19 protein-coding genes and 4 tRNA genes are annotated in these 25,863 nt (G+C 60.9%); 12 read left to right on the top strand and 11 right to left on the bottom strand.

The window, feature by feature from the left end:
* Positions 1 to 119: 119 nt before the first annotated feature.
* The 3 genes from AAEO81_RS09820 to AAEO81_RS09810 all read left to right on the top strand — a co-directional run bounded on the left by AAEO81_RS09820 (position 120) and on the right by AAEO81_RS09810 (position 3,517).
* Positions 120 to 2,564 carry an acyl-CoA dehydrogenase gene (locus AAEO81_RS09820; protein ID WP_341964513.1) on the top strand — a complete coding sequence of 815 codons (2,445 nt, stop codon included), beginning with the start codon at positions 120 to 122 and terminating at the stop codon, positions 2,562 to 2,564.
* 228 nt (positions 2,565 to 2,792) lie between these two features.
* Entirely contained in the window at positions 2,793 to 2,996 is a 204-nt protein-coding gene (locus AAEO81_RS09815; protein ID WP_341963161.1) for a hypothetical protein, read from the top strand.
* Positions 2,997 to 3,106: 110 nt separating this feature from the next.
* Positions 3,107 to 3,517: a PA2817 family protein gene (locus AAEO81_RS09810; protein ID WP_341963160.1), complete on the top strand. Its 411-nt coding sequence runs from the start codon at positions 3,107 to 3,109 to the stop codon at positions 3,515 to 3,517.
* 115 nt (positions 3,518 to 3,632) lie between these two features.
* Here the strand turns inward: AAEO81_RS09810 and AAEO81_RS09805 are convergent, their stop codons facing one another.
* On the bottom strand, positions 3,633 to 4,649 hold the full coding sequence (locus tag AAEO81_RS09805) for an ABC transporter substrate-binding protein (protein ID WP_341963159.1): 1,017 nt from the start codon (positions 4,647 to 4,649) through the stop codon (positions 3,633 to 3,635).
* A gap of 280 nt (positions 4,650 to 4,929) precedes the next feature.
* On the opposite strand from AAEO81_RS09805, the gene AAEO81_RS09800 reads away from it, so the two are divergent.
* Positions 4,930 to 6,018 (top strand): LLM class flavin-dependent oxidoreductase, encoded by a 1,089-nt coding sequence (locus AAEO81_RS09800; RefSeq protein WP_341963158.1) that lies wholly within the window; start codon positions 4,930 to 4,932, stop codon positions 6,016 to 6,018.
* Between the two features lie 136 nt (positions 6,019 to 6,154).
* Here the strand turns inward: AAEO81_RS09800 and AAEO81_RS09795 are convergent, their stop codons facing one another.
* Both AAEO81_RS09795 and AAEO81_RS09790 read right to left on the bottom strand, forming a co-directional pair.
* Positions 6,155 to 6,955, bottom strand: coding sequence for a class II aldolase/adducin family protein (locus AAEO81_RS09795; RefSeq protein ID WP_341963157.1), 801 nt, complete (start codon positions 6,953 to 6,955; stop codon positions 6,155 to 6,157).
* A gap of 124 nt (positions 6,956 to 7,079) precedes the next feature.
* Entirely contained in the window at positions 7,080 to 7,985 is a 906-nt protein-coding gene (locus AAEO81_RS09790) for a LysR family transcriptional regulator (RefSeq protein ID WP_341963155.1), read from the bottom strand.
* 190 nt (positions 7,986 to 8,175) lie between these two features.
* On the opposite strand from AAEO81_RS09790, the gene AAEO81_RS09785 reads away from it, so the two are divergent.
* The 6 genes from AAEO81_RS09785 to AAEO81_RS09760 all read left to right on the top strand — a co-directional run bounded on the left by AAEO81_RS09785 (position 8,176) and on the right by AAEO81_RS09760 (position 14,527).
* Positions 8,176 to 8,784 (top strand): cysteine dioxygenase, encoded by a 609-nt coding sequence (locus tag AAEO81_RS09785; protein ID WP_166596739.1) that lies wholly within the window; start codon positions 8,176 to 8,178, stop codon positions 8,782 to 8,784.
* Positions 8,781 to 10,361, top strand: a complete 1,581-nt coding sequence (locus tag AAEO81_RS09780; protein WP_341963153.1) for a rhodanese-related sulfurtransferase — start codon at positions 8,781 to 8,783, stop codon at positions 10,359 to 10,361. Before AAEO81_RS09785 ends, AAEO81_RS09780 begins: the two co-directional genes overlap by 4 nt.
* Positions 10,362 to 10,698: 337 nt before the next feature.
* The gene (locus tag AAEO81_RS09775; protein ID WP_341963151.1) at positions 10,699 to 11,709 is read left to right on the top strand and encodes an ABC transporter substrate-binding protein; all 1,011 of its coding nucleotides are present in this window, start codon (positions 10,699 to 10,701) and stop codon (positions 11,707 to 11,709) included.
* Between the two features lie 25 nt (positions 11,710 to 11,734).
* Complete coding sequence (locus tag AAEO81_RS09770) at positions 11,735 to 13,102, top strand: LLM class flavin-dependent oxidoreductase (protein ID WP_341963150.1); 1,368 nt, start codon at positions 11,735 to 11,737, stop codon at positions 13,100 to 13,102.
* Positions 13,099 to 14,286 (top strand): acyl-CoA dehydrogenase family protein, encoded by a 1,188-nt coding sequence (locus tag AAEO81_RS09765; protein ID WP_341963148.1) that lies wholly within the window; start codon positions 13,099 to 13,101, stop codon positions 14,284 to 14,286. Before AAEO81_RS09770 ends, AAEO81_RS09765 begins: the two co-directional genes overlap by 4 nt.
* 118 nt (positions 14,287 to 14,404) lie before the next feature.
* On the top strand, positions 14,405 to 14,527 hold the full coding sequence (locus tag AAEO81_RS09760) for a hypothetical protein (protein ID WP_341963146.1): 123 nt from the start codon (positions 14,405 to 14,407) through the stop codon (positions 14,525 to 14,527).
* Positions 14,528 to 14,915: 388 nt separating this feature from the next.
* Here the strand turns inward: AAEO81_RS09760 and AAEO81_RS09755 are convergent, their stop codons facing one another.
* The gene (locus AAEO81_RS09755; RefSeq protein WP_341963145.1) at positions 14,916 to 17,204 is read right to left on the bottom strand and encodes a molybdopterin guanine dinucleotide-containing S/N-oxide reductase; all 2,289 of its coding nucleotides are present in this window, start codon (positions 17,202 to 17,204) and stop codon (positions 14,916 to 14,918) included.
* 49 nt (positions 17,205 to 17,253) lie between these two features.
* Positions 17,254 to 18,225 carry an ABC transporter substrate-binding protein gene (locus tag AAEO81_RS09750; RefSeq protein ID WP_341964512.1) on the bottom strand — a complete coding sequence of 324 codons (972 nt, stop codon included), beginning with the start codon at positions 18,223 to 18,225 and terminating at the stop codon, positions 17,254 to 17,256.
* 335 nt (positions 18,226 to 18,560) lie between these two features.
* On the opposite strand from AAEO81_RS09750, the gene AAEO81_RS09745 reads away from it, so the two are divergent.
* Positions 18,561 to 22,649 (top strand): DEAD/DEAH box helicase, encoded by a 4,089-nt coding sequence (locus AAEO81_RS09745; RefSeq protein ID WP_341963144.1) that lies wholly within the window; start codon positions 18,561 to 18,563, stop codon positions 22,647 to 22,649.
* A gap of 120 nt (positions 22,650 to 22,769) precedes the next feature.
* Here the strand turns inward: AAEO81_RS09745 and AAEO81_RS09740 are convergent.
* The 4 genes from AAEO81_RS09740 to AAEO81_RS09725 all read right to left on the bottom strand — a co-directional run bounded on the left by AAEO81_RS09740 (position 22,770) and on the right by AAEO81_RS09725 (position 23,181).
* Positions 22,770 to 22,845 (bottom strand) — tRNA-Gly (locus AAEO81_RS09740).
* Between the two features lie 4 nt (positions 22,846 to 22,849).
* A tRNA-Glu gene (locus AAEO81_RS09735) sits at positions 22,850 to 22,925 on the bottom strand.
* Positions 22,926 to 23,027: 102 nt separating this feature from the next.
* Positions 23,028 to 23,103 (bottom strand) — tRNA-Gly (locus AAEO81_RS09730).
* 2 nt (positions 23,104 to 23,105) lie between these two features.
* A tRNA-Glu gene (locus tag AAEO81_RS09725) sits at positions 23,106 to 23,181 on the bottom strand.
* A 265-nt stretch (positions 23,182 to 23,446) separates the two neighbouring features.
* Here AAEO81_RS09725 and AAEO81_RS09720 point away from each other — a divergent pair.
* Positions 23,447 to 24,220, top strand: a complete 774-nt coding sequence (locus AAEO81_RS09720) for a hypothetical protein (RefSeq protein ID WP_341963142.1) — start codon at positions 23,447 to 23,449, stop codon at positions 24,218 to 24,220.
* Positions 24,221 to 24,442: 222 nt separating this feature from the next.
* Here the strand turns inward: AAEO81_RS09720 and AAEO81_RS09715 are convergent, their stop codons facing one another.
* The gene (locus tag AAEO81_RS09715) at positions 24,443 to 24,925 is read right to left on the bottom strand and encodes a GAF domain-containing protein (protein WP_341963141.1); all 483 of its coding nucleotides are present in this window, start codon (positions 24,923 to 24,925) and stop codon (positions 24,443 to 24,445) included.
* Complete coding sequence (locus tag AAEO81_RS09710; RefSeq protein WP_341963140.1) at positions 24,922 to 25,815, bottom strand: ATP-binding protein; 894 nt, start codon at positions 25,813 to 25,815, stop codon at positions 24,922 to 24,924. Before AAEO81_RS09710 ends, AAEO81_RS09715 begins: the two co-directional genes overlap by 4 nt.
* Between the last annotated feature and the right edge of the window lie 48 nt (positions 25,816 to 25,863).

Genomic DNA, 25,863 nt, shown 5'->3' with positions numbered 1-25,863 from the left:
CGCATCGGCCATGGCTCGAACTCCCCCGACGGCGCGGGGTCACTATCGATGCGCGGGCCAGAGCGGCTGCCCGTGATGTCGATGGCGCCCGTTTGCGCCGTCATTTCGGAGGGATTCTTATGCTGTTGTTGTGGATCGTGGTGCTGGTGATCGGCGTGGCCTGGCTGGCCCATCGGCGTGTCGCCCCCTTCCCCGCCCTGGGTATCGTGGCAATTTATCTGCTGGTGATGGGCTCGTTCAGTCATGCCCACGGCTGGATGATCATTCCATGGCTGCTGTGGCTGGCCGTCGCAGTGCCCTTGGCCCTGCCTGACCTGCGCCGCCAATACTTCAGCGCGCCGATGTTCGCCTGGTTTCAGAAAGTGCTGCCACCGATGTCGGAAACCGAACGCGATGCCATCGACGCGGGCACAGTCTGGTGGGACGGCGAATTGTTCAGCGGCCGTCCCAATTGGGACACGCTGCTGGCGTACCCGAAAAGCCAGCTGACCGAAGAAGAGCAGGCGTTCATCGACGGTCCCACCAACGAACTCTGCGCCATGGTCAGCGACTGGGAAATCGGTCAGGCCATGGACCTGCCACCTGAAGCCTGGGCCCACATCAAAGAACACGGCTTCTTTGCGCTGATCATCCCCAAGGAATACGGCGGCAAAGGCTTTTCGGCGTACGCCCACTCGCAGGTCGCGATGAAACTCGCGACCCGCAGCGGCGACCTGGCATCCACCGTCATGGTCCCCAACTCCCTCGGCCCGGCCGAATTGCTGTTGCATTACGGCACCGACGAACAGCGCAACCATTACCTGCCGCGCCTGGCCCGTGGCGATGACATCCCTTGCTTTGCGCTGACCGGCCCGCTGGCAGGCTCCGATGCGGGCGCGATGCCCGATACCGGCATTATCTGCAAGGGCCAGTGGCAGGGCGAAGAAGTCATCGGCCTGCGCCTGAACTGGGAAAAACGCTACATCACCCTCGGCCCCGTCGCGACCTTGCTCGGCTTGGCGTTCAAGGCGTTCGACCCTGAACACCTGCTCGGCGAAGAAGAGGATCTGGGCATCAGCCTGGCGTTGATTCCCACCGACACACCGGGCGTGGAAATCGGTCGTCGCCACTTGCCGCTGGGCGCTGCCTTCATGAACGGCCCCAATTCAGGCAAGGACGTGTTCATCCCGCTTAAATACCTCATTGGCGGTCAAGACATGCTCGGCAAAGGCTGGATGATGCTGATGAATTGCCTGTCTGTGGGCCGTTCGATTTCCCTGCCTGCGGTCGGCACCGGTGCCGCGAAATACACCAGCCTGGTCACCGGCCAGTACACGCAGATCCGCGAGCAGTTCAACGTGCCCCTCGCCGCTTTTGAGGGTATTCAGGAAGCCCTGGCGCGCATCGGCGGCAACGCATGGCTGATGGACAGCGCGCGCATGCTGACGGCCAACGCCGTGGACTTGGGCGAGAAACCGTCGGTGCTGTCGGCGATCCTCAAATACCACCTGACCGAACGCGGTCGCGAGTGCATTACTCACGCCATGGACGTGCACGGCGGCAAGGGCATCATCATGGGCCCGAATAATTACTTGGGCCGGTCTTGGCAAGGCGCGCCGATCTTCATCACCGTGGAGGGCGCGAACATTCTGTCGCGCAACCTGATGATCTTCGGCCAGGGCGCCATTCGCTGCCATCCGTTCGTGTTGAAGGAAATGGCCCTCGCCGGACGTGAGGATCATGATCAGGCGGTGAAGGAATTCGACGGCCTGTTGATGCAACACATCGGCTTCGCGGTGCGCAACGCGGCCAGCACGCTGGTGCTTAATCTGGGTGTCGGCCATTTCGAAAGCATGCCGGGCGATCGCTTGAGTCAGGGCTATTTCCGCGCCCTCAATCGCCAGGCGGCTGCATTCGCGATGTTGGCCGACCTGAGCATGATGCTGCTGGGCGGCGAACTGAAACGCCGGGAGCGGCTGTCGGCGCGACTCGGCGACGTGCTCAGCCACATGTACTTGGCGTCGGCGGCCCTCAAGCGCTACCACGATCTGGATTACCCGGAAGCGCTGGTGCCCCTGTTTCGCTGGTCGATGGAGGAGGCGTTGGGCGAATCGGAGCGTGCGCTGGACGAACTGCTGAGCAACTTCCCGAACCGGATTCTGGGCGGATTGTTGCGCGTGATCGTGTTCCCGTTCGGGCGCCGTCATAAAGGCCCATCGGACGTGCTGGATGCGGAAGTCGCGGAGATTATCGGGCGCGCCAAAGGCGATCCGGCGCTGGAATCGGTGCTCGCCGGTTGTTATCGCCCGACTTCGGAGAGTGATCCAGTGGGGGCGCTGCAACATGCGGCTGACCTGCTGACTGGCGCGAAATCGCTGCATGGCAAACTGCATCACGGCCTCAAGAGCGGGCAGGTGAAACCGGCGGGCGGTGAGCATGCGATCGACGCGGCACTGAACGCGGGCGTGTTGCAACCGGCAGAGGCCGAGAAGTTGCGCGCGGCGGAAGCGGCGCGCAGAAAGGTCATCGATGTGGATGATTTTGATAAGGAAGAACTGAAGGCTTCCGAAGGAAAAATCCGCTAACCCCGGATGAGCCCCTCCCCTGTAGGAGTGAGCTTGCTCGCGATGCTGTTTGTCAGGATCCATTAGTGGAGCTGACCCACCGTCCTCGCGAGCAAGCTCACTCCTACAGCTCATCCTTAGCAGGCAGGCCCCATTCCAAATCATCTAATCCACCGCTCTAGCCTGCACATCTTCAATCCCTGTCCTACACTCCCCGGTAACAACAAGAAAACACCAAGGGGACGCATCATGATCGACCATCGCATGACTCATCGCTGCCTGCTCGCTGAAATTGCCTCGGGGGAGGACCTTCAGAGCGGCAAACCCACCCAGACCCTGCAAACCCTTCTGCTCATCGGCTTCGTCACGCGCCAACCCAGCCCTGATCACACCTACGCCCATCTGGCCTTGACCGAGGCCGGGCATCGCTATCTCGCCGGTTTATGGCATTGAGGTAACCCCACCTTCACGCGTCGACCAATGACCACCAGTCCTCCGGGGTATCGGTCACGGGTTCGGGGAACTATACTCCCGCGCCTGTTTTTGTCTCTGAGGACTTCATCATGGCCGACGCCAATCTCGACCGCACTCTCAACCTGCTGACGCACTTGCGCGGCATTCTGGTCGCGCTCGGTGAAGCCGAACAGGTGCCCGAAGAAAGTCATGCACTGTTCATCGAACGCTATGACGAATTGCTCGGCCTGCTGCCGGTTGAGCCGATCGAAAGCCAATACCTGGGCCAAGACCTGCTGTGCCAGGTGATCCAGCGCTACCCGCAAATCGCCCATCTGGTGCCGCGCGATCTGCTCTGGTACTTCGGTGGCGACTGCCTGCACTTCATGCCCGACGAGGAAATCGACCTGTACACCGCGCTGGAAGAACGCCGCTTCGAAGCCGAGGAGAACGAAGAACCGTTCGACTGGGATCAGGAAAAGCAACTGCTGGCGATGGGGCAGGAAGGGTCGCGGCACTGAGCCACCGCTCCCGTACCTTGTAGGAGCGCGCTTGCCCGCGATTGCGCTGTGTCAGGCATATGAATGGTTTTGACACACAGCAATCGCGGGCAAGCGCGGTCCTACAGGTTCCGCATCACTTCAGCAAGACGCCATGGGCATCCGGAAACACCTCCCGATCCACCAGCCCTGACACTTGCACCGCCTGCGGAAAGATCTTCTTCGCCACGAACAGATCATCGACGCCCTGCAGCGCCGTCACATCCGAGGCCTCCACCGGCTGCAACGACTCGACGCCCCAACTCTGCAAACGCTGCGACACCGGCAACGGCACGTTGTTGGCCGTCGAGAACACCTGCGCGTACTGTTGCGGATTCGCCTTGGCCCATTCGAACGCCTTGGCCAGTCGCTGGAGCACGTCATTCAGGGCCTGGCGCTTCACCTTGTCCGCCAGCGCCTTGTCCGACGCGGTGATAAACGTCAGTCCGGTGTTGATACCCTCCCCGCTCAACAACAGCCGCGCACCGTTTTCTTCCGCGAAGGCCTGATAGATGCCGAACGTCGCCCACGCGTCGATCTTGCCCGCATGGAACGCCGACAACGCATCGGTGGGCATGACGAACCCGATGTTCACGTCCGATTCCTTGACCCCGGCGTTTTCAAGCGCACGAATCAGCAGGTACTGCGAAATGCTGCCCCGGGCCGACGAGATCGACACGCTGCGACCTTTCAGGTCGGCCACGGTTTTGATGTCCGAATCCGGCGGGACCAGAATCCCGATGCTGCGCGATTGGCCTCGACGCACGGCGACGATGCGCAGTGGCGTACCTCCCGTTGCGGCGGCCAGCACGGGGGTGTCGCCAGCGGGTGCGAGGTCCACGGCCCCGGCGCGCAAGGCTTCGAACAGCGGCGCAGCCCCTTGGAAGTTGGCCCATTCCACTTGATACGGAACGCCGGCAAACGCCTTCGACGCCTCGACCACCGTGCGCAGCCCCTTTGCCTGATCCCCCAGAATCAGTTTGACCTTCGACCAATCCACCGCATCCGACACCGCCGCCGGTTTGTTGCCTCCGTCACCACACCCCGCCAGCACGGCACACGACAGCAGTAACGCGAGCCCTCGACGGCCCAGATTCCAGCGGTTAAACCCCATTGAATGACATCCTTGCACGGCAGCTTCAAAAGAAAGCGGACCCAATAAGTCCGCCCGATGAGGGTCATCGTAAGCGCATAAAAAATCGGGGTGAAATGTCGAATGGAAATAAGCTAATAATCAGCTTTTTTGATCTTTATAAGATTAGTGATGCATTATTTTTATAATTAGCTTAGCGCCAAATCGAATTTCACAGGGCCGTCGCCTCCCCCTATGTTGCTGACTGGCCTCGCGCGATTGCACGCGCGCCCGTCTTTTCTACAAGGATAAGGAATCGCCCATGAGCGTCGAATTCATCGGTTACATCGCCACCCAGCCGTTCTCGGAAATTCACCCACGCAGCGGTCAGACCGTTCAGCCGGAGTACGTCGAAAAAGTCGCGCGCGCCCATGAAGACGCCGGGTTTGACAGAGCGCTCGTGGCCTATCACTCCAACAGCCCGGACAGCGCATTCATTGCGTCCTACGCCGCCAGCGTGACCACGAAACTGAAATTCCTCATCGCTCACCGCCCAGGCTTCATCTCCCCCACCGTGGCAGCCCGACAATTCGCGACGCTGGACGTGTTCAACGGTGGCCGCACGGCGGTGCACATCATCACCGGTGGCGACGACAAGGAGCTGCGCGCCGATGGCAGCTTCATTGGCAAGGATGAGCGTTACGCCCGCACTGACGAATATTTGAGTGTCGTGCGTCAGGAGTGGACAGCGGAAAAGCCCTTCGACCATCACGGTACGTATTACCAGTTCGAGGGGGCGCATTCGCTGGTCAAGTCGCCACAACAGCCACACATCCCGCTGTATTTCGGTGGTGCGTCCCAGGCGGCGATCGAGGTCGCAGGCAAGCACGCCGACGTGTACGCGCTGTGGGGAGAAACCTATGAGCAGGTCAGGGATATCGTCAAACAGGTTCGGGCCGAGGCGGCGAAGCACGGTCGGACGGTGCGTTTCAGCCTGTCGCTGAGGCCGATTCTGGCCGAGACCGAGGAAAAGGCCTGGGCGCGGGCGGACAGCATTCTGGAACGCGCAAAAGCGCAGGCTCAGGCGGCAGGGATTCAGCGCCGCGAACCGGCGAACGAAGGCTCGAAGCGCTTATTGGCGGCGGCTGCGCAAGGGGCGCGACTGGACAAACGCCTGTGGACCGGGATTGCCGGGCTGCTGGGCGCCAAGGGCAACTCGACCTCGCTGGTGGGCACGGCCGAACAGGTCGCTGAGGCGCTGCTCGATTATTACGATCTGGGGATTACCACCTTCCTGATTCGCGGGTTTGATCCGCTGGAAGACGCGATTGATTACGGCAAGAAGCTCATCCCGCTGACCCGCGAGCTGGTGGCCAAACGCGAGCGGGAGAAACAGGAAAAGGTGGCGTAGGTTCCACATCGCATACCCCTCTGTGGGAGCGAATTCATTCGCGAGGGGGTTGTACATTCGGCACATTTCCATCGGCCGTACGACCTTTCGCGAATGAATTCGCTCCCACAGGAGGACCCTTTGCGCTGAACCCTTCTTATTCCTTATACGCCGTCCCGTGCCGATCCAGCTCGCGGATCAACGCATTCCAGTGCCGGGCCACGCCGGGCCCGTTCCCGTCCTGGAATACCCTGGCCTGATCCTCGACCTTCTTCACCACCTCTTCTGGCGGGAAAATCAGCTCGGCGTTGCCCGCTGCCTGCGCCGCAATCTGAATATTGCAAGCGTATTCCAGATTGTGCAGTTGCTTGAACGCGTGCTCGACGCTGATACCCGCCGTGAGCAAGCCGTGATTTCTCAGGATCATCACGCTCTTGTCGCCCAGATCCGCCACCAGCCGCTCACGCTCGCCCAGATCTTGCGCAATGCCTTCATAACCGTGATAGGCCACACGCCCGGAGAACGACAAGGCGTGCTGAGAGATCAGCAATAGGCCATTTTTTTGCGCTGATACCGCAATGCCGTCACGGGTGTGGGTATGCAACACCGCTTGCAGGTCCGGGCGCGCGGCGTGAATGGCGCTGTGGATCACGTAGCCTGCGTGGTTGATGCCGAGGCCTGTTGGGTCATCGACGATGGTGCCGTCGATGTCGACTTTCACCAGATTCGATGCGGTGATTTCGTCGAACAGCAAGCCGAAGGGATTGATCAGAAAGTGCTCGTCAGGCCCTGGCACCCGTGCCGAGAAATGCGTGTAGATGTGATCGGTCCAGCGCTTGAGCGCCGCGATACGATAGGCCGCTGCGAGTTTGACCCGCACCTCCCACTCTTCGGGACTGACCCGATCCCGTACGCTGCTGGCGTTGGCTGGAACGGGCAAAGAACTGACATTGCTCATGCATGACTCCCTGTGGGTCTTGAGTAGACGTATCAAGGGAGCCTAAGCGCGTTGGAAAATGTTTAAAAAGCACATTTTCTTCTAAGCTAATTATCAAGTTTTTTTATTTCTTATAACGAAGAAGTCAGGCCGCTTCACGCGCCTCCTTCAAGGCTTCGGCCACCAGACTTCCGAACGAGGCCACCGGTGCCTGTAGATTCCCGAGGAAGCGCGGGTACATCAACCATAGGTCCATCACCGGTTTGAAGTCCTTGAGCGGCACGACCGCCAGTTGATCGTGGTGCGCGCTGCGTTCGAACAAAGGACGCGGCACCAGCCCCAACCCCATGCCATCGGCCACCAGCCCCAATTGCAGTTCAGTGCCGAACGTTTCCAGATTGACCTTGAGACCCAACCCCTGATCGGCCAGCGTGCGCTGCAACCCCGCACGAAAACCGCAACCGTCCGGATTGAGCACAAAGCCCTGGTCATAACAGTCGGCCAGCTTGATCGGCTTTTTCGGCTGACGCTCCTTGGCGCAGACCACTACCAGCTCCATCTTGCCGATGGATTCACCGATGATGCCTTCCGGGAAAATCTTGCCGGCAGGGAACAGCGCGGCGGCGGCATCCAGCTCACCGTTTTCGATCTTGCCGATCAGATGGCTGCCCCAACCAGTGACGACCTGGGCGCGCAAGTCGGGAAATTGTCCGCGCAAGTGTTTGAGGGCATCGAGCAGGACGACATCGCCAATGGTCTGCGGCACACCCAGCCGCAACAGGCCGCTGGGCGGGGTGTCGCTGGCGACGAGTTCACGCAATGAATCCATTTCCCGCAGGATCGCCAGGCATTTCTGATACACCTGCAAGCCCATGGCCGTCGGCTTCAGCGGCTTGGTGTTACGGTCAAACAGCTCGACCCCCAGGGCCTGCTCGAAATTCTGTACCCGGCGCGTGATCGCGGGTTGCGTCAGGTCCAGCGACTCAGCCGCGTGGCTGATCGACTGGCAGCGAATCACCGCCACGAAGGCATCGATATCATCAATTTTCATTCGGTTCGCACATGAAAAATAGGGACAAGATAGGCAAAAAGCATAATTCCAAACGCGACATATGGATAGCCCGACAACCTGCCCGGGGGTTATCAAATGCTTTTTCGTTATAACCTAATCATCAATAAATAGCATATTACACAGTCGCATTATGCTTATATTGGCTGACCAAATCTGTTCTGGAGCGCACATGACTCAACCCCGACACCCCGAACGCCTGCGGGAATTCATTGGCGCTCTGGCCGAACTGATCGACAGCAATCCCCGCGAGGGCGATCTGCTGCATCGTGGCGGAAAACTGCTGGGCCAACTCGTGCGCCACGACGACTGGTTGCCGGACGAATACGCGATTCCCGATCCGACCCGCTACCAACAGTTTTTGCTGCACGCCGATTCGCGCCAGCGCTTTTCCATCGTCAGTTTTGTCTGGGGGCCGGGTCAGACCACGCCGATTCACGACCATCGTGTCTGGGGCCTGATCGGCATGTTGCGCGGCGCAGAGTTTTCACAAGGCTTCGCCCGCAGCGCCGAAGGCCGACTGGAACAGGAAGGCCCGGCCATTCGCCTTGAACCCGGCCACGTCGAAGCGCTGTCTCCGCGCAGCAATGACATTCATCAGGTCAGTAACGCCTTCGACGATCAAGTGTCGATCAGCATTCACGTCTACGGCGCCAACATCGGCGCGGTGAAGCGTGCCGTCTATCAACCGGACGGCAGCGAAAAACTGTTCATTTCCGGCTATTCGAATGCCTATCTCCCGAACATCTGGGACCTGTCCAAAGAGAACCACGCCCAATGACTCAAAACACCCGATCATTTGCCGACATTCGCAACGCACTGCTGAATAAGGAAGAAGTCGCTCTGGTGGACGTGCGCGAAGAAGCGCCTTTTGCCGAAGCTCACCCCCTGTTCGCGGCGAACATCCCGCTGTCGAAACTGGAGCTGGAGGTGCTGTCGCGCATCCCGCGCCGCGACACCGCGATCACCCTGTATGACAACGGCGAGGGCCTGGTTCAGCCTGCCCTCACCCGCTTGTGGGATTTGGGCTACACCGACGTCAAGCTGCTGGAAGGCGGCTTGCAGGGCTGGCGCGACGCAGGCGGCGAACTGTTCATCGACGTCAATGTGCCGAGCAAAGCGTTCGGCGAACTGGTCGAACACCATCGTCACACGCCGTCTCTCTCCGCCGAGGAAGTGAAAGCCCTGCTCGACAGCAAAGCCGACGTGGTGGTGCTCGATGCCCGCCGCTATGACGAATACCAGACCATGAGCATTCCCACCGGCGTCAGCGTTCCAGGCGCCGAGCTGGTGTTGCGCGCCCGCGAACTGGCGCCGGACCCGAAGACCCGCATCATCGTCAACTGCGCCGGGCGCACGCGCAGCATCATCGGCACGCAATCACTGGTGAACGCAGGCTTGCCAAACCCGGTTTCAGCCCTGCGCAACGGCACTATCGGCTGGTTACTGGCGGGGCAAACCCTGGACCACGGTCAGTCGCGCCGCTTTGCCGAGGTCAGTGACAACACGCTGTCCGTCGCTCGCGAGGATGCGCGCAAAGTGGCCGACAAAGCGGGCGTGAAGCGCGGCAAACGCGCTGACCTGAACGCGTGGCAAACCGAAGCCGCGCGCACAACGTACCTGTTCGACGTGCGCACGCCAGAGGAATTCGAGGCCGGGCACTTGCCGGGCGCACGCTCGACGCCGGGTGGCCAGTTGGTACAGGAAACCGATCATTACGCCAGCGTGCGCGGTGCGCGCATTGTGCTGGTCGACGACAACGGCGTCAGGGCGAACATGTCAGCGTCGTGGCTGGCGCAACTGGGTTGGGAAGTGTTCGTGCTCGACGACCTGCGCCCTCAGGACTTCAGCGAGAAAGGCCCGTGGAACGCGCCGATCCCGACGCCGTGGCAGGTCGAGGAGATCAGCCCGGACACCTTACGGCAGTGGCAGGCACACGGCAGCGTCGCCGTGCTGGATTTCACCGCCAGCGCCAATTATGTGAAGCAACACATTCCCGGCGCCTGGTGGACCTTGCGCGCCGACCTGTCCAGCGCGCTGCGCAAAATCCCCGCTGCCGAGCAATACGTGTTGACCTGTGGCAGCAGCAAGCTGGCGCGCCTGGCGGTGCCGGAAGTCGAAGCGTTGACCGGCAAGCCCGTGTTCCTGCTCAGAGACGGGACGGCCAGCTGGGTGAAGGCCGGCTTCGAGCTGGAGAGCGGTGAAACCCACCTCGCTTCCCCCCGCATCGACCGCTATCGCCGCCCCTATGAAGGCACCGACGCGCCGCGTGAAGCGATGCAAGCCTACCTGGATTGGGAATTCGGACTGGTGGAGCAGTTGGGTCGGGATGGGACGCATGGGTTTAATGTGATTTGACTGCCCCTCCTGATCTGACACCTCTTGATGATCGTTCCCACGCTCTGCGTGGGAATACCTCCATCCGACGCTCCGCGTCGCCAAGCGCTGGATGCGGAGCGTTCGGAACTGCATACCCAATCAGAGCGTGGGTACGATCATGAGGGCGTATGTCCTTCAAGCCACTAAATGCAATAAATTAATATTAAAAACCACCAAAATTAACCAACTACATAATTAGCATATAACCAAAAAATACTTCTAATGCGTTTCTTATAGGCTTAAGGTCATAACCCTTAAAGCCGACCCCTTTCCAAGCGGAGGCTCAAACTTTTTTCCGAGCCTGGAGACACGCTTCATGTCCGCCCCTATTCTCAAATCGCTGCGCGTCAAAAAGCTCCTGTTGGGCGCCCTGCTGACGCTGTCGTTCGGCCAATACAGCCAGGCTGCTGAAGCCTTGCAACCGCTCTTGGTCGCCAATCAGAAATCGGCATTGAAGGTGCTGCTGGAGGTCTCCGGCGAGCTGAAAGACGTGCCCTACGACATCAAATTCTCCGAATTCCCGTCCGCCTCGCCCTTGGGTGAAGCGCTGAATGCGGGCGCGGTGGACGTGGGTGCGCTGGGCGATGCGCCGTATGTCTTCGCACTCGGCGCAGGGGGGCCGTTGAAGGTGATCAGCATCACCCACGTCGACGGCCGCTACACCACGGCGTTGATCGTGCGTAACGACTCGCCGGTCAAATCCGTCGCCGACCTCAAGGGCAAGCGCATCGTAACCGGGCGCGGTTCGATCGGGCATTACCTGGCCATTCGCGCGCTCAACGAAGCGGGCCTGAAAACCAGCGACGTCAAATTTGTCTTCCTGCTGCCGAGCGAATCGCGGCTGATCCTCGACAACGGCGACGCTGACGCATGGGCCACTTGGGCGCCGTACACCACGGTCGCCACCCAGAGCGGCGCGCGCATCCTGCCCAACGGCCCGGACCTGCTGACCAACCATTCCTACCTCGCCGCCACCAGCAAGGCGATCAGCGAGAAACGCGCACAACTGGACGATTTCGTCGTGCGTCTGGACCGCGCCTACCGCTGGGTCAACGCCCATCCCAAGGAATACGCAGCCGCCCAGACCAAGGTCACCGGCCTGCCCGTGGAAGTACATTTGGCCGTCAATCAAGACACCAAAATGGAGCGCGTCAGCATTGATGACAGCGTGATCAAGGGCCTGCAAAACACCGCCAACATCTATGAGCGCGAAGGCATTCTGAATAAGCACGTCGATGTCTCCAACGGCTTCGATCCTGGCTTCAACGCCATCCGCCTCGCCGCCGAGCAGGCTGCCGAGAAAACCGATTCCCAGGCTGCGCGCTAAGCGACCGACCCCAGGAGAGCACCTCATGAGCACACCCCGTCAACTCAAATTCGGCGCGATGGTCCACGGCGTCGGCCACGGCTGGGGCGAATGGCGCCACCCGGATGCGCAGGCCGACGCGAGCACCAACTTCCAGTGGTACAAGGGGCAGGCGCGACTGGCCGAAGACGCGAAATTCGACTTCGTGTTCATCGCCGACAGCCTGCACATTCACGAGAAATCCAGCCCCCATTACCTCAACCGTTTCGAGCCGCTGACCCTCCTCTCGGCGCTGGCAGCGACCACCTCGAAAATCGGCCTGGTGGCGACCGTCACGGTCAGCTACACCGAGCCGTTTCAAGTGGCGCGGCAGTTCTCGTCGCTGGACCACATCAGCGGCGGCCGTGCAGGCTGGAACATCGTCACGTCGTGGCTCAGTGGCACGGCGGAAAACTTCAGCAAAAGCGAACACCCTCCTCACGCCGTGCGCTACCGCATCGCCAAGGAACACGTCTCGACGGTCAAGGGACTGTGGGACTCATGGGAAGACGACGCCTTCACCCGCGACAAACAAACCGGAGAATTCTTCGACCGCGACAAGCTGCACTCACTGAACCACAAGGGCGAGTTCTTTCAGGTCAAAGGCCCTTTGAATATCGCACGCTCGCGCCAGGGTCAGCCGGTGCTGTTTCAGGCCGGAACCTCGGAGGATGGCCGTAACTTCGCGGCGGAATATTCCGACGCGATTTTCGTCCATGCCGAGTCGTTCGAAGAATCAAAAGCCTACTACGCCGACCTCAAGCGCCGCGCCAAAGGCTTCGGTCGCAACCCCGATGACCTGTCGATCCTGCCCGGCATTCGCCCGATCGTTGGCCGCGATGCCGACGAGGTGGAGCGCCGCTATCAACAGGCCGTGGAACTGGTGAGCATCGAAGACGCCATCGTTGCGCTGGGTCGCCCGTTCAACGATCACGACTTCACGCAATACCCCTTGGACGCGCCGTTTCCCGACCTGGGCGATTTGGGCTCCAACAGCCAGAAAGGCGGTTCGGATCGCATCAAGCAACAGGCGCGGGAACACAACCTGACATTGCGCCAAGTGGCGCTGGATTTTTCCCGACCGCGTCGCGAGTTCGTCGGCACGCCGGAACAGGTCGCCGATCAGATTCAGCATTGGTTCGAGAACGGCGCCAGCGACGGTTTCATCATCAATTCGCTGCTGCCAGACGGCCTGAAATATTTCACGGAGCTGGTGATCCCCGTGCTGCAACAACGGGGCCTGCAACGCAGCGAGTACACAGGCTCCACCCTGCGCGAACATTTCGGGCTTCAGTTCCCGGTGAACCGCTACACGGCGGCGCGGGAAGACGCCTCGCAGCCGGTCTCGCGAGCCACCGCGCAGGCATCGACATGAACGCGGGGTTGAATCGCCAAGCCACGGTGACGGAGGTCGAGTCGGATGAAGCGTTCGTTGAACGCTTGCGCGGCATCACCCAGCGTCTGGCCGAAACTGCTGAGCATTACGACGACAGTGGCGAGTTTCCCCATGATAATTTCCGCCTGCTGCATGAGCACAACCTGCTCGGCCTGACCGTTCCTCGATCACTGGGCGGCGGTGGCGCGGACCTCAAGCAGGCACAACAGGTCATCAGTGCCGTGGCCCGTGGTGAACCGTCCACCGCGCTGATTCTGGTGATGCAATACCTGCAACATGCGCGGCTGCAACTGACGCCCAACTGGCCGGAGCACCTGCGTCGGCACGTGGGGCTGGACGCGGTGAAAAACGGCGCGCTGCTCAACGCGCTACGTGTCGAACCGGACCTCGGCTCACCCTCGCGAGGCGGTCTTCCAGCCACGACGGCTCACCGTACGGCGGAAGGCTGGCGGCTCAACGGGCGGAAGATTTACTCGACCGGCAGTCACGGCCTGACCTGGTTCAACGTCTGGGCGCGCAGTGACGACGACGATCCGCTGGTGGGCGTCTGGCTGGTGCGCAAGGACAGCCCCGGCGTGCGCATCGTCGAGGATTGGGACCATCTGGGCATGCGTGCCACGTGCAGTCATGAAGTGGTGTTCGAGGACGTGCTGGTGCCGCTGGATCAGGCAGTCAATGTGAGCCCTGCCCGCCTGGCACAACCGGAACTGGACGCCTCGGGTCTGCTGTGGATGTCGGTGCTGTTGTCATCGGTCTACGACGGCATTGCGCAATCGGCGCGGGACTGGCTGGTGGATTTTCTGGAGACCCGCACGCCGTCGAACCTCGGCGCCTCATTGTCGACCCTGCCCCGGTTTCAGGAAGCCGTGGGCCACATCGACACGCTGCTGTTCGCCAACCGAACCTTGATCGACGCCGCGACCCATGGCCTGACACCTGCCAGCCACGCGCCGCAGATCAAATACCTGGTCACCGCCAACGCCATCCGCGCGGTGGAGTTGGCCATTGAAGCCACTGGCAACCCCGGCCTGTCCCGCAGCAACCCGCTGCAACGGCACTACCGCAATGTCGTGTGCGGCCGGGTGCACACGCCACAGAATGATGTGGTGTTGCAGGGGGTCGGGAAGGCGGTGTTTGCGGGGCGGTTGAATCAGCGGACTTGAACCCCTGTAGATACTCTGTTGTCGGTCAAGCTTCCGATAGGTCTCTCATGTCGAAAAGCTTGGCCATATCAAATCCTTTACCGCTATGCCAGCAAGCCGGGCAGCTACAGGACGTGGGGTGGCTCAAGGTCTGCGAGCGACACCGAACCTGTGGGAGCAGCCGGAGCTGTGCGACGGCCGCGAAAGCGGTGTGTCGGCGGGTGCATTCACCCCTGACCCAACGCCATCGCTGCCGTCGTAACCTCCGGCGTCTCCCACGAGTTCTGCAGCGTGCAGGGAGGTTGCGGTTCACATGCGTCCCTTCAGCACGGCTTGCTGACAGTGGCGATTCCGGATGCGCTGCCGTCGGCAAGCCGGACTGCGACAGGACGTGGGGTGGCTCAAGGTCTGCGACCGACACCGAACCTGTGGGAGCAGCCGGAGCTGTGCGACGGCCGCGAAGGCAGTGTGTCAGCGGGGGCATTCAACCCTGACCCAACGCCATCGCTGCCGTCGTAACCTCCGGCGTCTCCCACGAGGTGTGCGGCGTGCAGGGAGGTTGCGGTTCACATGCTTCCCTTCAGCACAGCTTGCTGGCAGTGGCGATTCCGGATGCGCTGCCGTCGGCAAGCCGGGCTGATAGTTATCGTTCAAGCCACCATCACCGGGGGCTCGAAGGCTGTGATTTCCGGTACCGCCCCCACCCATTTTTCAATCTCTACCGAGGCGGTCTGCGCCGCGCAGCCTTGCGACAGGCTCGACGACCCGATGTCTTCGGTCACGACATTGGGGTTGCCGTGTTTTTCCAGGCATCGGGGCTGGGCCTTGTTCAACGGGTCGTACCAGGCACCCGTGGCGATTTGCACCACGCCGGGCCGGATGTCGTCGGACACAATCACCCCCGCCAGAAACGCCCCACGCTCATTCCAGACCTTGACCACATCACCCTCGGAAATGCCGCGCGCGTGGGCATCCTGGCGATTGAGGGTCAGTGGTTCCCGCCCCTGCACTTTCGACGCCTGACTGTAGGCGCCATGGTCGTACTGGCTGTGCAGGCGGGTTTTCGGCTGGTTTGACAACAGGTGCAACGGGAACGTCTTGGGCGGCGTGTCCAGCCAGACCGGGTGGCCCGGGCAGTCGGCGTAGCCAAAGCCTGCAATCCGCTCGCTGAAGATTTCGATCCTGCCCGATGGCGTCGGCAATCGATTGACCACCGGGTCCTCACGAAATGCCTGGAGCAGCACGGTATCGCTGGGTGGGTAGTCGATCTCGAACAGCCCGTCGCGCCAGAACTGATCGTAATCCGGGAGCGCGATGCCAAAGCTGTCGGCCCGTTGATGGGATTCGTCGTAGATAAAGCGCAGCCATTGACCCGCATCGCGCCCTTCGGTGAAGGCGCTCTCGAAATCCAGACGGCGGGAGAGGTCCGCCAGAATCGAATAATCATCCCGCGATTCGCCCACCGGCTCGATGGCCTGCTTCATGGCGATCATGTAGCGGTCAGACGCCGCGCTGCCAATGTCATCGCGCTCCAGCGCCGTCGTGGCGGGCAGCACGATGTCAGCGTATTTGGCCTGAGCGGTCCAGTATTGCTCGTGGACAATGATGGTTTCCGGACGCTCCCAGGCTTCCAGCAACCGATTCAAATCCTGATGGTGATGGAAGATGTTGCCCCCGGCCCAGTACACCAGCCGAATATCGGGGTAATGCAGCCGCTGGCCGTTGTAGTCGAAGGGCGCGCCGGGGTTGAGCAGCATGTCAGTGACCCGCGCCACGGGAATGAAATCCTTCACCGGGTTCACGCCTTGAGAAAAGCGCGGGCCTGAAAACGCCTTGCGCCCGCTGCCGGTGTTGTTCATGCAGCCGTAACCCAACCCGAATCCGCCGCCCGGCAGGCCGATCTGCCCCAGCATCGCGGCGAGGGTCACGGTCATCCAGAAGGGCTGCTCGCCGTGCACCGAACGTTGCAGCGAATAGGCGATGTTGATCATCGTGCGTTTGCTGGCCATCTCTCGTGCCAACGTGGTGATGCGCGACGCGGGAATGTCAGTCAGCGCGGCCGCCCACTCCGGGGTTTTGGCGATGCCGTCCACGCGGCCTTGGAGGTACTCGATGAAGCGTTCGTGCCCCACGGTGTAACGCTGTAAAAAGTCTTCGTGGTGCAGACCCTCGTCGACCAGCACCCAGCACAGCGCCATCATCAGCGCCGTGTCACTCCCTGGCCGAACAGCCAGCCACTCGTTGTGTTGAGGGCCGACCAGATCGTCTCGCAGCGGGCTGACGTTCACGAAGGTTACCCCGGCGTCGGACATCCGCTGAATCCCGCCTTCGACCAAATGATCGCTGGCGCCCCCGGGGCTGCATTGGGCGTTCTTGAGCGGCAGCCCGCCAAAGGCCACGAACAGCTCGCAATGCTGCGCCAGGTTCTGCCAGGACGTGTGCGCCGCCAGCAGCCAATCCATGTTGCCGACGATGTGAGGCATCAGCACCCGACCGGCGCCGAGGCTGTAGCTGTCAACGCTGTACACGTAGCCGCCAAACCCATTGAGGAAGCGGTGCAGCTGGCTTTGCGCATGATGAAAACGTCCGGCGCTGCCCCAACCGTAGCTGCCACCGAAAATCGCCCGGTTGCCGTGCTCGCCCTTGACTCGGGAGAGCTCGCTGGCGACCAGTTCCAGCGCCGTTTCCCACGGCACTTCGACGAACCCTTCCTGCCCCCGCAAATGCGGACTGCGCAATGCCGGGTGGTCGCCGAAGCGCTCCAGAAAACTGCGGCGTATCGCCGGGCGACGAATCCGTGTGGGCGAATCGATGGCCCCCGGAATCGAGGCGCCGATGGGCGACGGATCGGCATCCCACGACACCGGCTCCATCGCGTCGAGCCGTCCATTCACAACACGCGGGCGATAAGCGCCCCAATGCAACGACGTGAAACTCATGCCCCGAACACTCCCCCATCCTGCTCATCGAAAATCGCGTGTGGTGCCCTTAACGCTGCACCTGTGTCGCCCCGGCCTCTGGCGTCCCGAGCACGGCACTGAACGAATCGTCGAATACATTGGCAGCCGGATAGGATTTCGTCAGCCCCTCTTTGTTGAAGAAGTCGATGGTCTGCTGAGCCTGAGCGATGGATTGCGGCGAAATCGGCACCACGGTGGTCGCCGAACGCTCGAACCAGCCCCGCGCCACATCAGGATCGGCCTTGCTCAACGCCGCCCAGGCCGTGGCGTACGCATCGGTGTTCTGCGTGTTGGCCACCGACCAGGCGCGCGCTTTCTGCAAGCGCTGAATGAAGTCGGTGATCTGCGCACGTTTGTCCTTGATGGCTTTGTCATTGGCGACGATGAAACTCTGCGCCGGGATCAACGTATTGGCCGTTGCCAGCACATGGGCGCCTTGCCGCTCCTGCTGGATGACGTAGGGGTCCCACGTGGCGATGGCGTCCACGGAACCGCCGTCCAGAGCGTGGGATGCGTCGAGCGCGCTCAGATAGCGATACTCCACGGCATCGCGCGCCACCCCGGCTTTGTCCAACGCGGTGAGCATCAACTGCTGGCTCCATGAACCTTTCCAGATCGCCAGACGCTTGCTTTTGAGGTCTGCCACCGATTTGATCGGCGAATCCTTGCCCACGACGATTGCCACGCCTTCCAGATTCTGCCGGGAAATGCCGATGACCTTGATCGGCGCCCCCAACGCGCCGAGAAACAGCACGGGGGCGTCGCCCAACAGGCCCACGTCCAGCGCGCCGACGTTCAAGGCCTCGGCCACCGGCGAACCGGCCGTGAATTGCTTCCACTCCAGCGAATACGGCAGGTCTTTCAGCACACCGGCTGCCTCCATGACGGTGCGGGCGCCGTAGCTCTGATCGCCAACGGTCAAGTCGGCGGCATGGGTAGACGCTATAAAAGCGGAGAAGCAAAAGGCAGATAACGCGTTGCGCAGCAGACGGGATTTGATCGACACGAGTGGTCTCCACAGGGGTTCCATCGGAACCGGTTCATGAACATGAATACCGGTCCGCCTGTGCGGTCGCCGACTGATCGCCTCGGGCCAAGCGCGAAGCTCAGTGCGGCGGGATAGAACCATAACATCGCCATCAACATTAAATAAATTCATTATTGTTATAAGCAAATATGCCAATTCATCAATACACCCGCAGCACGCATGGAGACTTCCCTGAGCACGCCTCAATGGATTGCTGATCGACAAGACTCTGCCAGTGATGAAAAATGTCGCTTTTGTCTCGGGACACGCTCTTCTCCCCGACGACCCATCGCGTCACGAGGTCTTGCATGCCCACGCCCGTCATCACCCAGGAACACCTACCCGATTACTGCATGGCGATCCTCTTCGGGTTGGTGACGGCGTTTCCCGGCAAAGGCAGAACGTCGCTGCTCAAACTGGTGCGCGCAGTGGGCGTCCGCGATGCCGATGGCCATCTGATCGACGCCGACAGCCTGCTGCCAATACTGGAATCCCTGGAGGATGCGGGTTGGGTCATGTTGGAGGAGCGGCACGAAGGACGCTATTACGCCGTTACCGCAGAGAAACGAAACCGGGTGTTGAGGAGCTTCCTGGAATCGCCGGACTACGGTCTCTGGATGCAGGAGATTTTCGACAGCCTGCCGCAGCTCAGTGCGTGGCAGACCCCCACCCGGTCACGAATCCTGCAAGATCTTTGGTTTCAACTGCTGGGCCACAACCTCGGAGGGCTGGCGGACTCACTGTCCTTGGCATCCCCCCTCTTCACCCTCGCCCAATCCCCGGCTGAACACCCGATGTATGCGCTGCAACGCGATCCGGACGGACTGCATGTGTTCGCTGAGTTCAGCGAAGACATGCGACACCTGCTATTGGAGGATCACCTCAGCCTGCTCAACTTCTACCTCGCCCCAGCGGGGCAAAGCTATTCGCTGGCACTGCGCGAGATGGAAGCCCGACCCCATCCGTCATTGGGGGTCGAGTTGGCATTGCAGGCGCTGTGGCGCGGCGATTGGGACACCCTTGAATACGTCGAGATGGAAGAGACAGCGCTCCTGCAACACGTGATTCACCTGACGCTGCGAGGCCAGGTGAGCGACACGCTGGTTCTGCTGCGCGCCTGGCTGGCGGAAATGCGCAAAATCACCAAAAAGCGCAAGATTGATCTGCCGCCCATCCTCAATGCGTTCTACTGCCTGACGCTGTTTGCAGAAAACGATCCCAAACAACGCGCCTCGCTCAAACAGGCCGTGGCGCTGGGCAACAAGGAACGATACGGTGAGGCCTACGAGGTTTTCCCCTACCTGATGGCCCAGCTCGCGGGAGAAAAATCCCCGCCACTCCCGTCCTTCGCCCACATCACATTAAATGGGCTGGATGGCCTGCTGGTGGCCATCACGCTGTACTGGCTCGACTCGCCCCATACGCGCACCGACGCCTGGCGCATCAGGCTGGAGGACTGCCGCGACGAGCTGCATCGCGATCAGTACCTGTGGCTCGCCGCTGAGTTCGACGCGTTGATCGCCGTGCAATTCGGCACGCCCCGGCAATTCGCCGAACTGCATCAGGCCGCCGGTCTTCGCCCGCTCGTCACGCTTCTGCACCGCCAGGAAGCCTGGGAGCACGCCCTGAGTGCCCTGAGTCAGCTTCGCCCCGGCAAGACAACCGCAACACCTGCCGCCGATGAAAAAAACACGCGCCTGGCCTGGCACGTGCTTCTCGACGGCTATTGGGAAAAAGTCGAACCCCGAGAACAGAAGCGCAATGCCAAAGGGCAATGGAGCAGCGGGCGTGCTGTCTCGCTCAAACGTCTGGTGGAAGATGGCCCGGCCATGGATTTCCTGTCCGAGCAGGACCGTCAGACCATCGGCGTGATTCAGGTGAGCTATCAGTACAGCAACCCCGAATACGAGCTCCCCGCATCCAAGGCCCTGCCGCGACTGGTCGGCCACCCAGCGGTGTTCTGGCGAGACGCCCCCGACGTGCGCATCGACTTGCAGGCAGGCCAGGCGTCACTGCACCTGCACGCCAGCGCCGAGAAAATACGCGTGCACCTTGAACCCCTGGGTCTGCTTGAAGCGAGTGAAACCTTCGTCCAGAAGGAAACCACCACGCGCCTGCTGATTTACCCGATCAGCCGCGAGTTGCGGAAAATCGCCGAAATCGTCGGCGAAGGGCTGGTCGTGCCCGCGTCGGCCAAAGAACAGTTGATCGAAGTGGTGAGCGCCATCGCCCCGCTGCTGCCGATCCATTCGGACATGCCAGAGCTGACCGGGCACCTCGACCGCGAACCCGCAGACACACGGCTTTATGCCCATCTGCTGCCATTGGCCGAAGGCTTGCGTCTGCAGTTGCTGGTACGCCCTCAGGCCGATGGCAGCTGGTTCCGCCCTGGCCAGGGCGCCGAAAATCTGCTCACCGAACGGGATGGCAAGCCGCTGCAAGTCTGCCGGGATCTGGCCGGAGAGCGACGCGCGCTGGAGCACGTGCTGCTCGCGTGCCCGGGCCTCGCCAACGCCGACAGCGACGGCCAGGAATGGCAGCTCGATCAACCGCAACACGCCCTGCAATTGTTGAGCGAGCTGCATGCGCTGGACGGCGAACACCTGCATTGCATCTGGCCGGAAGGCGAGCGGATGCGGATCAAGGCGCGATCAGGCCTGAAAAACCTCAATATCGGTCTGCGCCAGCAGGGTGACTGGTTCGTGGTACAGGGCAACATCACCCTTGATGACGGACGCGTGCTTGAACTTCGTGAGCTGCTCAAGCTGATGGAAGCCAGCCCCGGCCGCTTCCTCAAGCTCAACGAGCGCGACTGGCTGGCCCTTGATGACAGCCTGCGAAAACGCCTCGACGAACTGGCGCACCTGGCTGACCGGGTCACCGATCAGGGCTTGCGCCTCAGCGCGCTGACCTCGCCCCTGTTGGCCGATCTGGCGCAAGAGGTCGGCCAGTTCGAGGCGGATGCAAGCTGGCAATCGCACCTTGAGCGGCTGCAATCCTTGCGCGAGTATCAGCCGCAAGTGCCTGGCACGCTGCAAGCCGAATTGCGCGACTATCAACACGACGGGTTCGTCTGGCTTTCACGTCTTGCCCATTGGGGCGTCGGCGCGTGTCTGGCGGACGACATGGGGTTGGGCAAAACCGTGCAGACCCTTGCGCTGTTGTTGCAGCGCGCCAGCCTCGGCCCCCAATTGGTCGTGGCGCCGACGTCGGTCACGCTCAACTGGCAGGCGGAAAGCCTGCGTTTCGCACCCAGCCTCAATGTGCGGGTGTATCAACAGCAGCGCAGCCTGGCTGACTTGGGGCCGGGGGACCTGGTCATCGTCAGCTATGGATTGCTGCAACTCGACGCGGAACTGTTCACGGCTCAACGCTGGAGCAGTGTCGTGCTGGACGAAGCGCAAGCGATCAAGAACGCTCAAACCAAGCGTTCGCAATCCGTCATGACGCTGGAATCCGATTTCCGCATGGTCGCCACCGGTACCCCATTGGAAAACCACCTCGGTGAGCTGTGGAACCTGTTCCGCTTCATCAATCCGGGCTTGCTTGGCAGCCAGGACAGCTTCGCCGCCCGCTTCGCCACCCCCATCGAACAGGGTGACGTCGGTGCGCGTCGGGCACTCAAGGCGCTGATCCAGCCGTTCATCCTCCGTCGTCTGAAAAGCCAGGTGCTCGAAGAGCTTCCGGCCCGCACAGAGATTACCTACAAGGTGCCGCTGTCCGACGAAGAAGCCCATCAATACGAAGCGTTGCGTCGACAGGCGGTGGATCATCTGTCCCGCCTTGATCCAAAGGCCGGTAAATCCATGCAGGTGCTGGCGGAAATCACTCGCCTACGCCGCTTCTGCTGTCACCCGTCGCTGGTCCTGCCGGGCTCAACCTTGCAAAGCAGCAAGCTGGAAGCCTTCAAGGAAATCGTCGATGAGTTATTGGAGAACCGCCACAAGGCGCTGGTGTTCAGCCAGTTCGTCGACCATCTGAGCATCGTCCGCGCCTGGCTCGATCAGCAGGGCATCGCCTATCAATACCTCGACGGCTCCACCCCGCCCAAGGAACGGCAAAGCCGAGTCAACGCTTTTCAGGCAGGCGTCGGCGACATCTTTCTGATCAGCCTGAAAGCGGGCGGCAGCGGTTTGAACCTGACCGCGGCGGATTATGTGATCCACCTCGATCCGTGGTGGAACCCTGCTGTGGAAGACCAGGCCAGCGACCGCGCTCATCGCATGGGCCAACAACGCCCGGTGACGATCTACCGCCTGGTGACCGAAAACAGCATCGAAGAACAGATCGTCGGGCTGCACGGGCACAAGCGCGATCTGGCTGACAGTTTGCTGGACGGCGGGGAAATCAGCGCGAAGCTGGATGCAGATGCGCTGTTGGAATTGCTGAAAGGCTAGATGCAAGGGTGAGGGCTTCGGTTAGGCCCTCACCTTTTCATCGATCAGGGTCGACGACACAGCGCCCCAAAAAACGCGCATAAAAAAACGCCGCTCTGTTGAGCGGCGTTTTTTTGAATTTGGAGCGGGAAACGAGACTCGAACTCGCGACCCCGACCTTGGCAAGGTCGTGCTCTACCAACTGAGCTATTCCCGCAATATGGCGTCCCCTAGGGGACTCGAACCCCTGTTACCGCCGTGAAAGGGCGGTGTCCTAGGCCACTAGACGAAGGGGACACTGCCTGAAACACCATGGTGTTGTGTTTCAGTTCCAGACTCACACCCGAAGATGCGTTCTGGTTTCACTCAACCTTGCCCTTAGGCAAAGCTGCTTAAAATTGGAGCGGGAAACGAGACTCGAACTCGCGACCCCGACCTTGGCAAGGTCGTGCTCTACCAACTGAGCTATTCCCGCATTGGCGTCCCCTAGGGGACTCGAACCCCTGTTACCGCCGTGAAAGGGCGGTGTCCTAGGCCACTAGACGAAGGGGACACGCTACAACATTCACTCCCTGCTGCGCTTCGCTGTGTGCTTTACGCTGCAAGTGGCGCGCATTCTATGGATGGTTGGAAGGGTCGTCAACCCCTCTATGAAAATTTATTCAAATCAATGACTTCGCCCTCTATTTCAGTCAACCATGGCCGATAGCGGTGTAGGCGAAAGCGCTTCTATATAGAGTGGCGCGACCAGCGCCCTTTCCGTGCCAGTGCATAGCCACTACACTCGGCGCAAAATCAATTAGATCGAGGTTTGTGCGGTGACACCACTGATTATCACCCTGATGGTTGTAGCAGGCATCGTACTCCTGGTCGCAATCGGCTATCTGAATCATGTCGCCGAGCAGAAAAAGGTCGAGCGCGCTCGCACCCTCGTCGAACTCAATGACCGCCTTCGCCGTTGCAGCGAGTTGTCCGAAACCTTCCCCGGTCAACTGATGAGCCCTGCGCTCAAGCTGCTGCTGGTGCGGCTGGAATTGAACGTGGTCAAGCGCCTGATTGCGCTGGAGCGACGCAATAACCCTGGCATTCAAGAGCACGAACAAGAGCTGGAAGCGCTGATCGCCCAAGGCGACAACATCAAGATCAGCAACCCGACCAGCCCGATTCAGACCGAAGCCAAGGCCAAGGATGTGCGCTTTCTGCTGGAAGCGATGCATGGCCAGGTCACTCGCGCCGCCCACGACGGTTTTCTACAGACCGCCGAAGCCAAGCATTGGGTTCGCGAGATTCGCAGCATGCTGGTGCTGCTGCACATCGAGTTCTTCAACAACCTGGGGCAGCAGGCGCTGAATCAGGATCAGCCGGGTCAGGCGCGTCTGGCGTTCGAGCGTGGCGTGCAGTACCTGAAGAATCAGCCGGAACCGGCTCCGTGGAAAACCCACCTGCAAGCGATGGAACGTCAATTGGCGCGGGTCAACGCGATGGTGCTGGACCAGATCGCACCGACCGAAGACGACAACAACGAGCTGACGGCGGGTTTGAAAGCGGACGAGGTCGACGCCGAATGGAAGAAGAAGGCCATCTACGACTGATGGCGTGACCCGACCCATCGCATCGCGAATGAATTCGCTCCTACAGATGAATCCGCGTCAGACCCTGCACCTTGGGCGACGCGGCACCTCCGTAGGAGCGAATTCATTCTGTGCGGCAGTCCGACGAGAGGCCGGCACAGCCACTACAGACTCGTCGCCTGAACCCCTGCATCGCGAATGAATTCGCTCCTACAAATTTCCTAGACACTCATCCGCGTCGCTTCAGCAATCCGTCAATCTCAGAAAAATCGCTGCCAACGCTTCGATCCCTGCCTGATCTGCTTCGCTGAAACGCGCCAGGCTCGGACTGTCCAGGTCCAATACCCCGATCAAACGCCCTTCCTTGACCAATGGCACGACCAGTTCGCTGTTGGACGCGCTGTCACACGCGATGTGGCCGGGGAATTCGTGCACGTCGAGCACGCGTTGGGTCTCGCGAGTCGCTGCCGCAGTGCCGCATACGCCCTTGCCGAACGGAATGCGCACACAGGCGATTTGCCCTTGAAATGGCCCCAACACCAGTTCTTCGTTGCGGTTGAGGTAGAAACCGGCCCAGTTCAAATCTTCCAGCTGGGTATACAGAAACGCTGAAAACTGCGCGGCATTGGCGATGAAGTCGCGCTCGTCCGCCAGCAGGGACTCCAGTTGTGCCGTGAGCAGGCGATAGCCGTCGAGGCCCTCGCCCGCTGCGTTCAAATCGATCATGGATGTTGCTCCAGCATTTTCAAACCCACCCAATAACGGGCGAACTGATAGGCGCAGCGGCCGTTGCGGTTGCCGCGACCGGTCGCCCAGCGTACGGCCAGAATGTCGAACTCGTGATTGCGCTGCCACTGCAACCCGGCCTTGGCCGCCAGTTCACCGACCCAATGCTCCACCACGTTCAGGAAGTGCTCCTGAGTGAACGGGTAGAACGACAGCCACAGCCCGAAACGGTCGGACAGGGCAATCTTGTCTTCCACCGCTTCGCTCGGATGGATTTCGCCGTCCTCGCCGCGCTGCCAGTGGGCGTTGTCGCTCTCTTTTTCCGGTACCAGGTGGCGGCGGTTGGAGGTGGCGTACAGCAGGACGTTATCGGGCGCCTGTTCCAACGAACCGTCGAGTACGCTTTTGAGCACGCGATAATCGCCCTCGCCGGACTCGAACGACAGATCGTCGCAAAACAGCACGAAACGCTGCGGCAGCTTCTGTAATTGCTCGACCACTCGCGGTAAATCCCCGAGATGATCCCGCTCGATCTCGATCAGTCGCAGACCGGCCTTGGCGTGTTCGGCGAGCAAGGCGCGCACCAGCGACGATTTGCCTGTGCCCCGCGAACCCCAGAGCAAAGCATGGTTGGCAGGCAGGCCGTCGATAAACTGCTGGGTATTGCGGCCCAGTTGCTCGCGCTGCTGATCGACGCCGATAAGGTCGGACAGGCGCATGTCCAGCGTCACGTCCAGCGGCATCAGATAACCGCTGCGCCCTTCGCGCACCCAACGCGCAGCAAGGGATGTTTCCCAATCCACCGGCTCACGAACGGCTGGCAAGAGCGGTTCAAGTCGCGCCAGAACCGATTCGGCGCGCTCCAGAAATGCGTTCAATCGAGAATCCACGATTTCTCCTTGATTTAACGGGTTAAAGGTGTTGTGCGATCAGCTATG

This window comes from Pseudomonas sp. RC10 (assembly GCF_038397775.1).
Classification (GTDB): Bacteria; Pseudomonadota; Gammaproteobacteria; order Pseudomonadales; family Pseudomonadaceae; genus Aquipseudomonas; species Aquipseudomonas bambusae.
Note: the sequence above shows the minus strand (reverse complement) of the source record. Positions and strands in the feature narration are given on the sequence as shown.

Coding starts and splice junctions, on each gene's coding strand:
- AAEO81_RS09775 (WP_341963151.1), top strand. CDS start 10,699: ATGTCCGCCCCTATTCTCAAATCGCTGCGCGTCAAAAAGCTCCTGTTG.
- AAEO81_RS09790 (WP_341963155.1), bottom strand. CDS start 7,985: ATGAAAATTGATGATATCGATGCCTTCGTGGCGGTGATTCGCTGCCAG.
- AAEO81_RS09800 (WP_341963158.1), top strand. CDS start 4,930: ATGAGCGTCGAATTCATCGGTTACATCGCCACCCAGCCGTTCTCGGAA.
- AAEO81_RS09815 (WP_341963161.1), top strand. CDS start 2,793: ATGATCGACCATCGCATGACTCATCGCTGCCTGCTCGCTGAAATTGCC.
- AAEO81_RS09805 (WP_341963159.1), bottom strand. CDS start 4,649: ATGGGGTTTAACCGCTGGAATCTGGGCCGTCGAGGGCTCGCGTTACTG.
- AAEO81_RS09785 (WP_166596739.1), top strand. CDS start 8,176: ATGACTCAACCCCGACACCCCGAACGCCTGCGGGAATTCATTGGCGCT.
- AAEO81_RS09755 (WP_341963145.1), bottom strand. CDS start 17,204: ATGAGTTTCACGTCGTTGCATTGGGGCGCTTATCGCCCGCGTGTTGTG.
- AAEO81_RS09810 (WP_341963160.1), top strand. CDS start 3,107: ATGGCCGACGCCAATCTCGACCGCACTCTCAACCTGCTGACGCACTTG.
- AAEO81_RS09745 (WP_341963144.1), top strand. CDS start 18,561: ATGCCCACGCCCGTCATCACCCAGGAACACCTACCCGATTACTGCATG.
- AAEO81_RS09795 (WP_341963157.1), bottom strand. CDS start 6,955: ATGAGCAATGTCAGTTCTTTGCCCGTTCCAGCCAACGCCAGCAGCGTA.
- AAEO81_RS09770 (WP_341963150.1), top strand. CDS start 11,735: ATGAGCACACCCCGTCAACTCAAATTCGGCGCGATGGTCCACGGCGTC.
- AAEO81_RS09820 (WP_341964513.1), top strand. CDS start 120: ATGCTGTTGTTGTGGATCGTGGTGCTGGTGATCGGCGTGGCCTGGCTG.
- AAEO81_RS09780 (WP_341963153.1), top strand. CDS start 8,781: ATGACTCAAAACACCCGATCATTTGCCGACATTCGCAACGCACTGCTG.
- AAEO81_RS09715 (WP_341963141.1), bottom strand. CDS start 24,925: ATGATCGATTTGAACGCAGCGGGCGAGGGCCTCGACGGCTATCGCCTG.
- AAEO81_RS09765 (WP_341963148.1), top strand. CDS start 13,099: ATGAACGCGGGGTTGAATCGCCAAGCCACGGTGACGGAGGTCGAGTCG.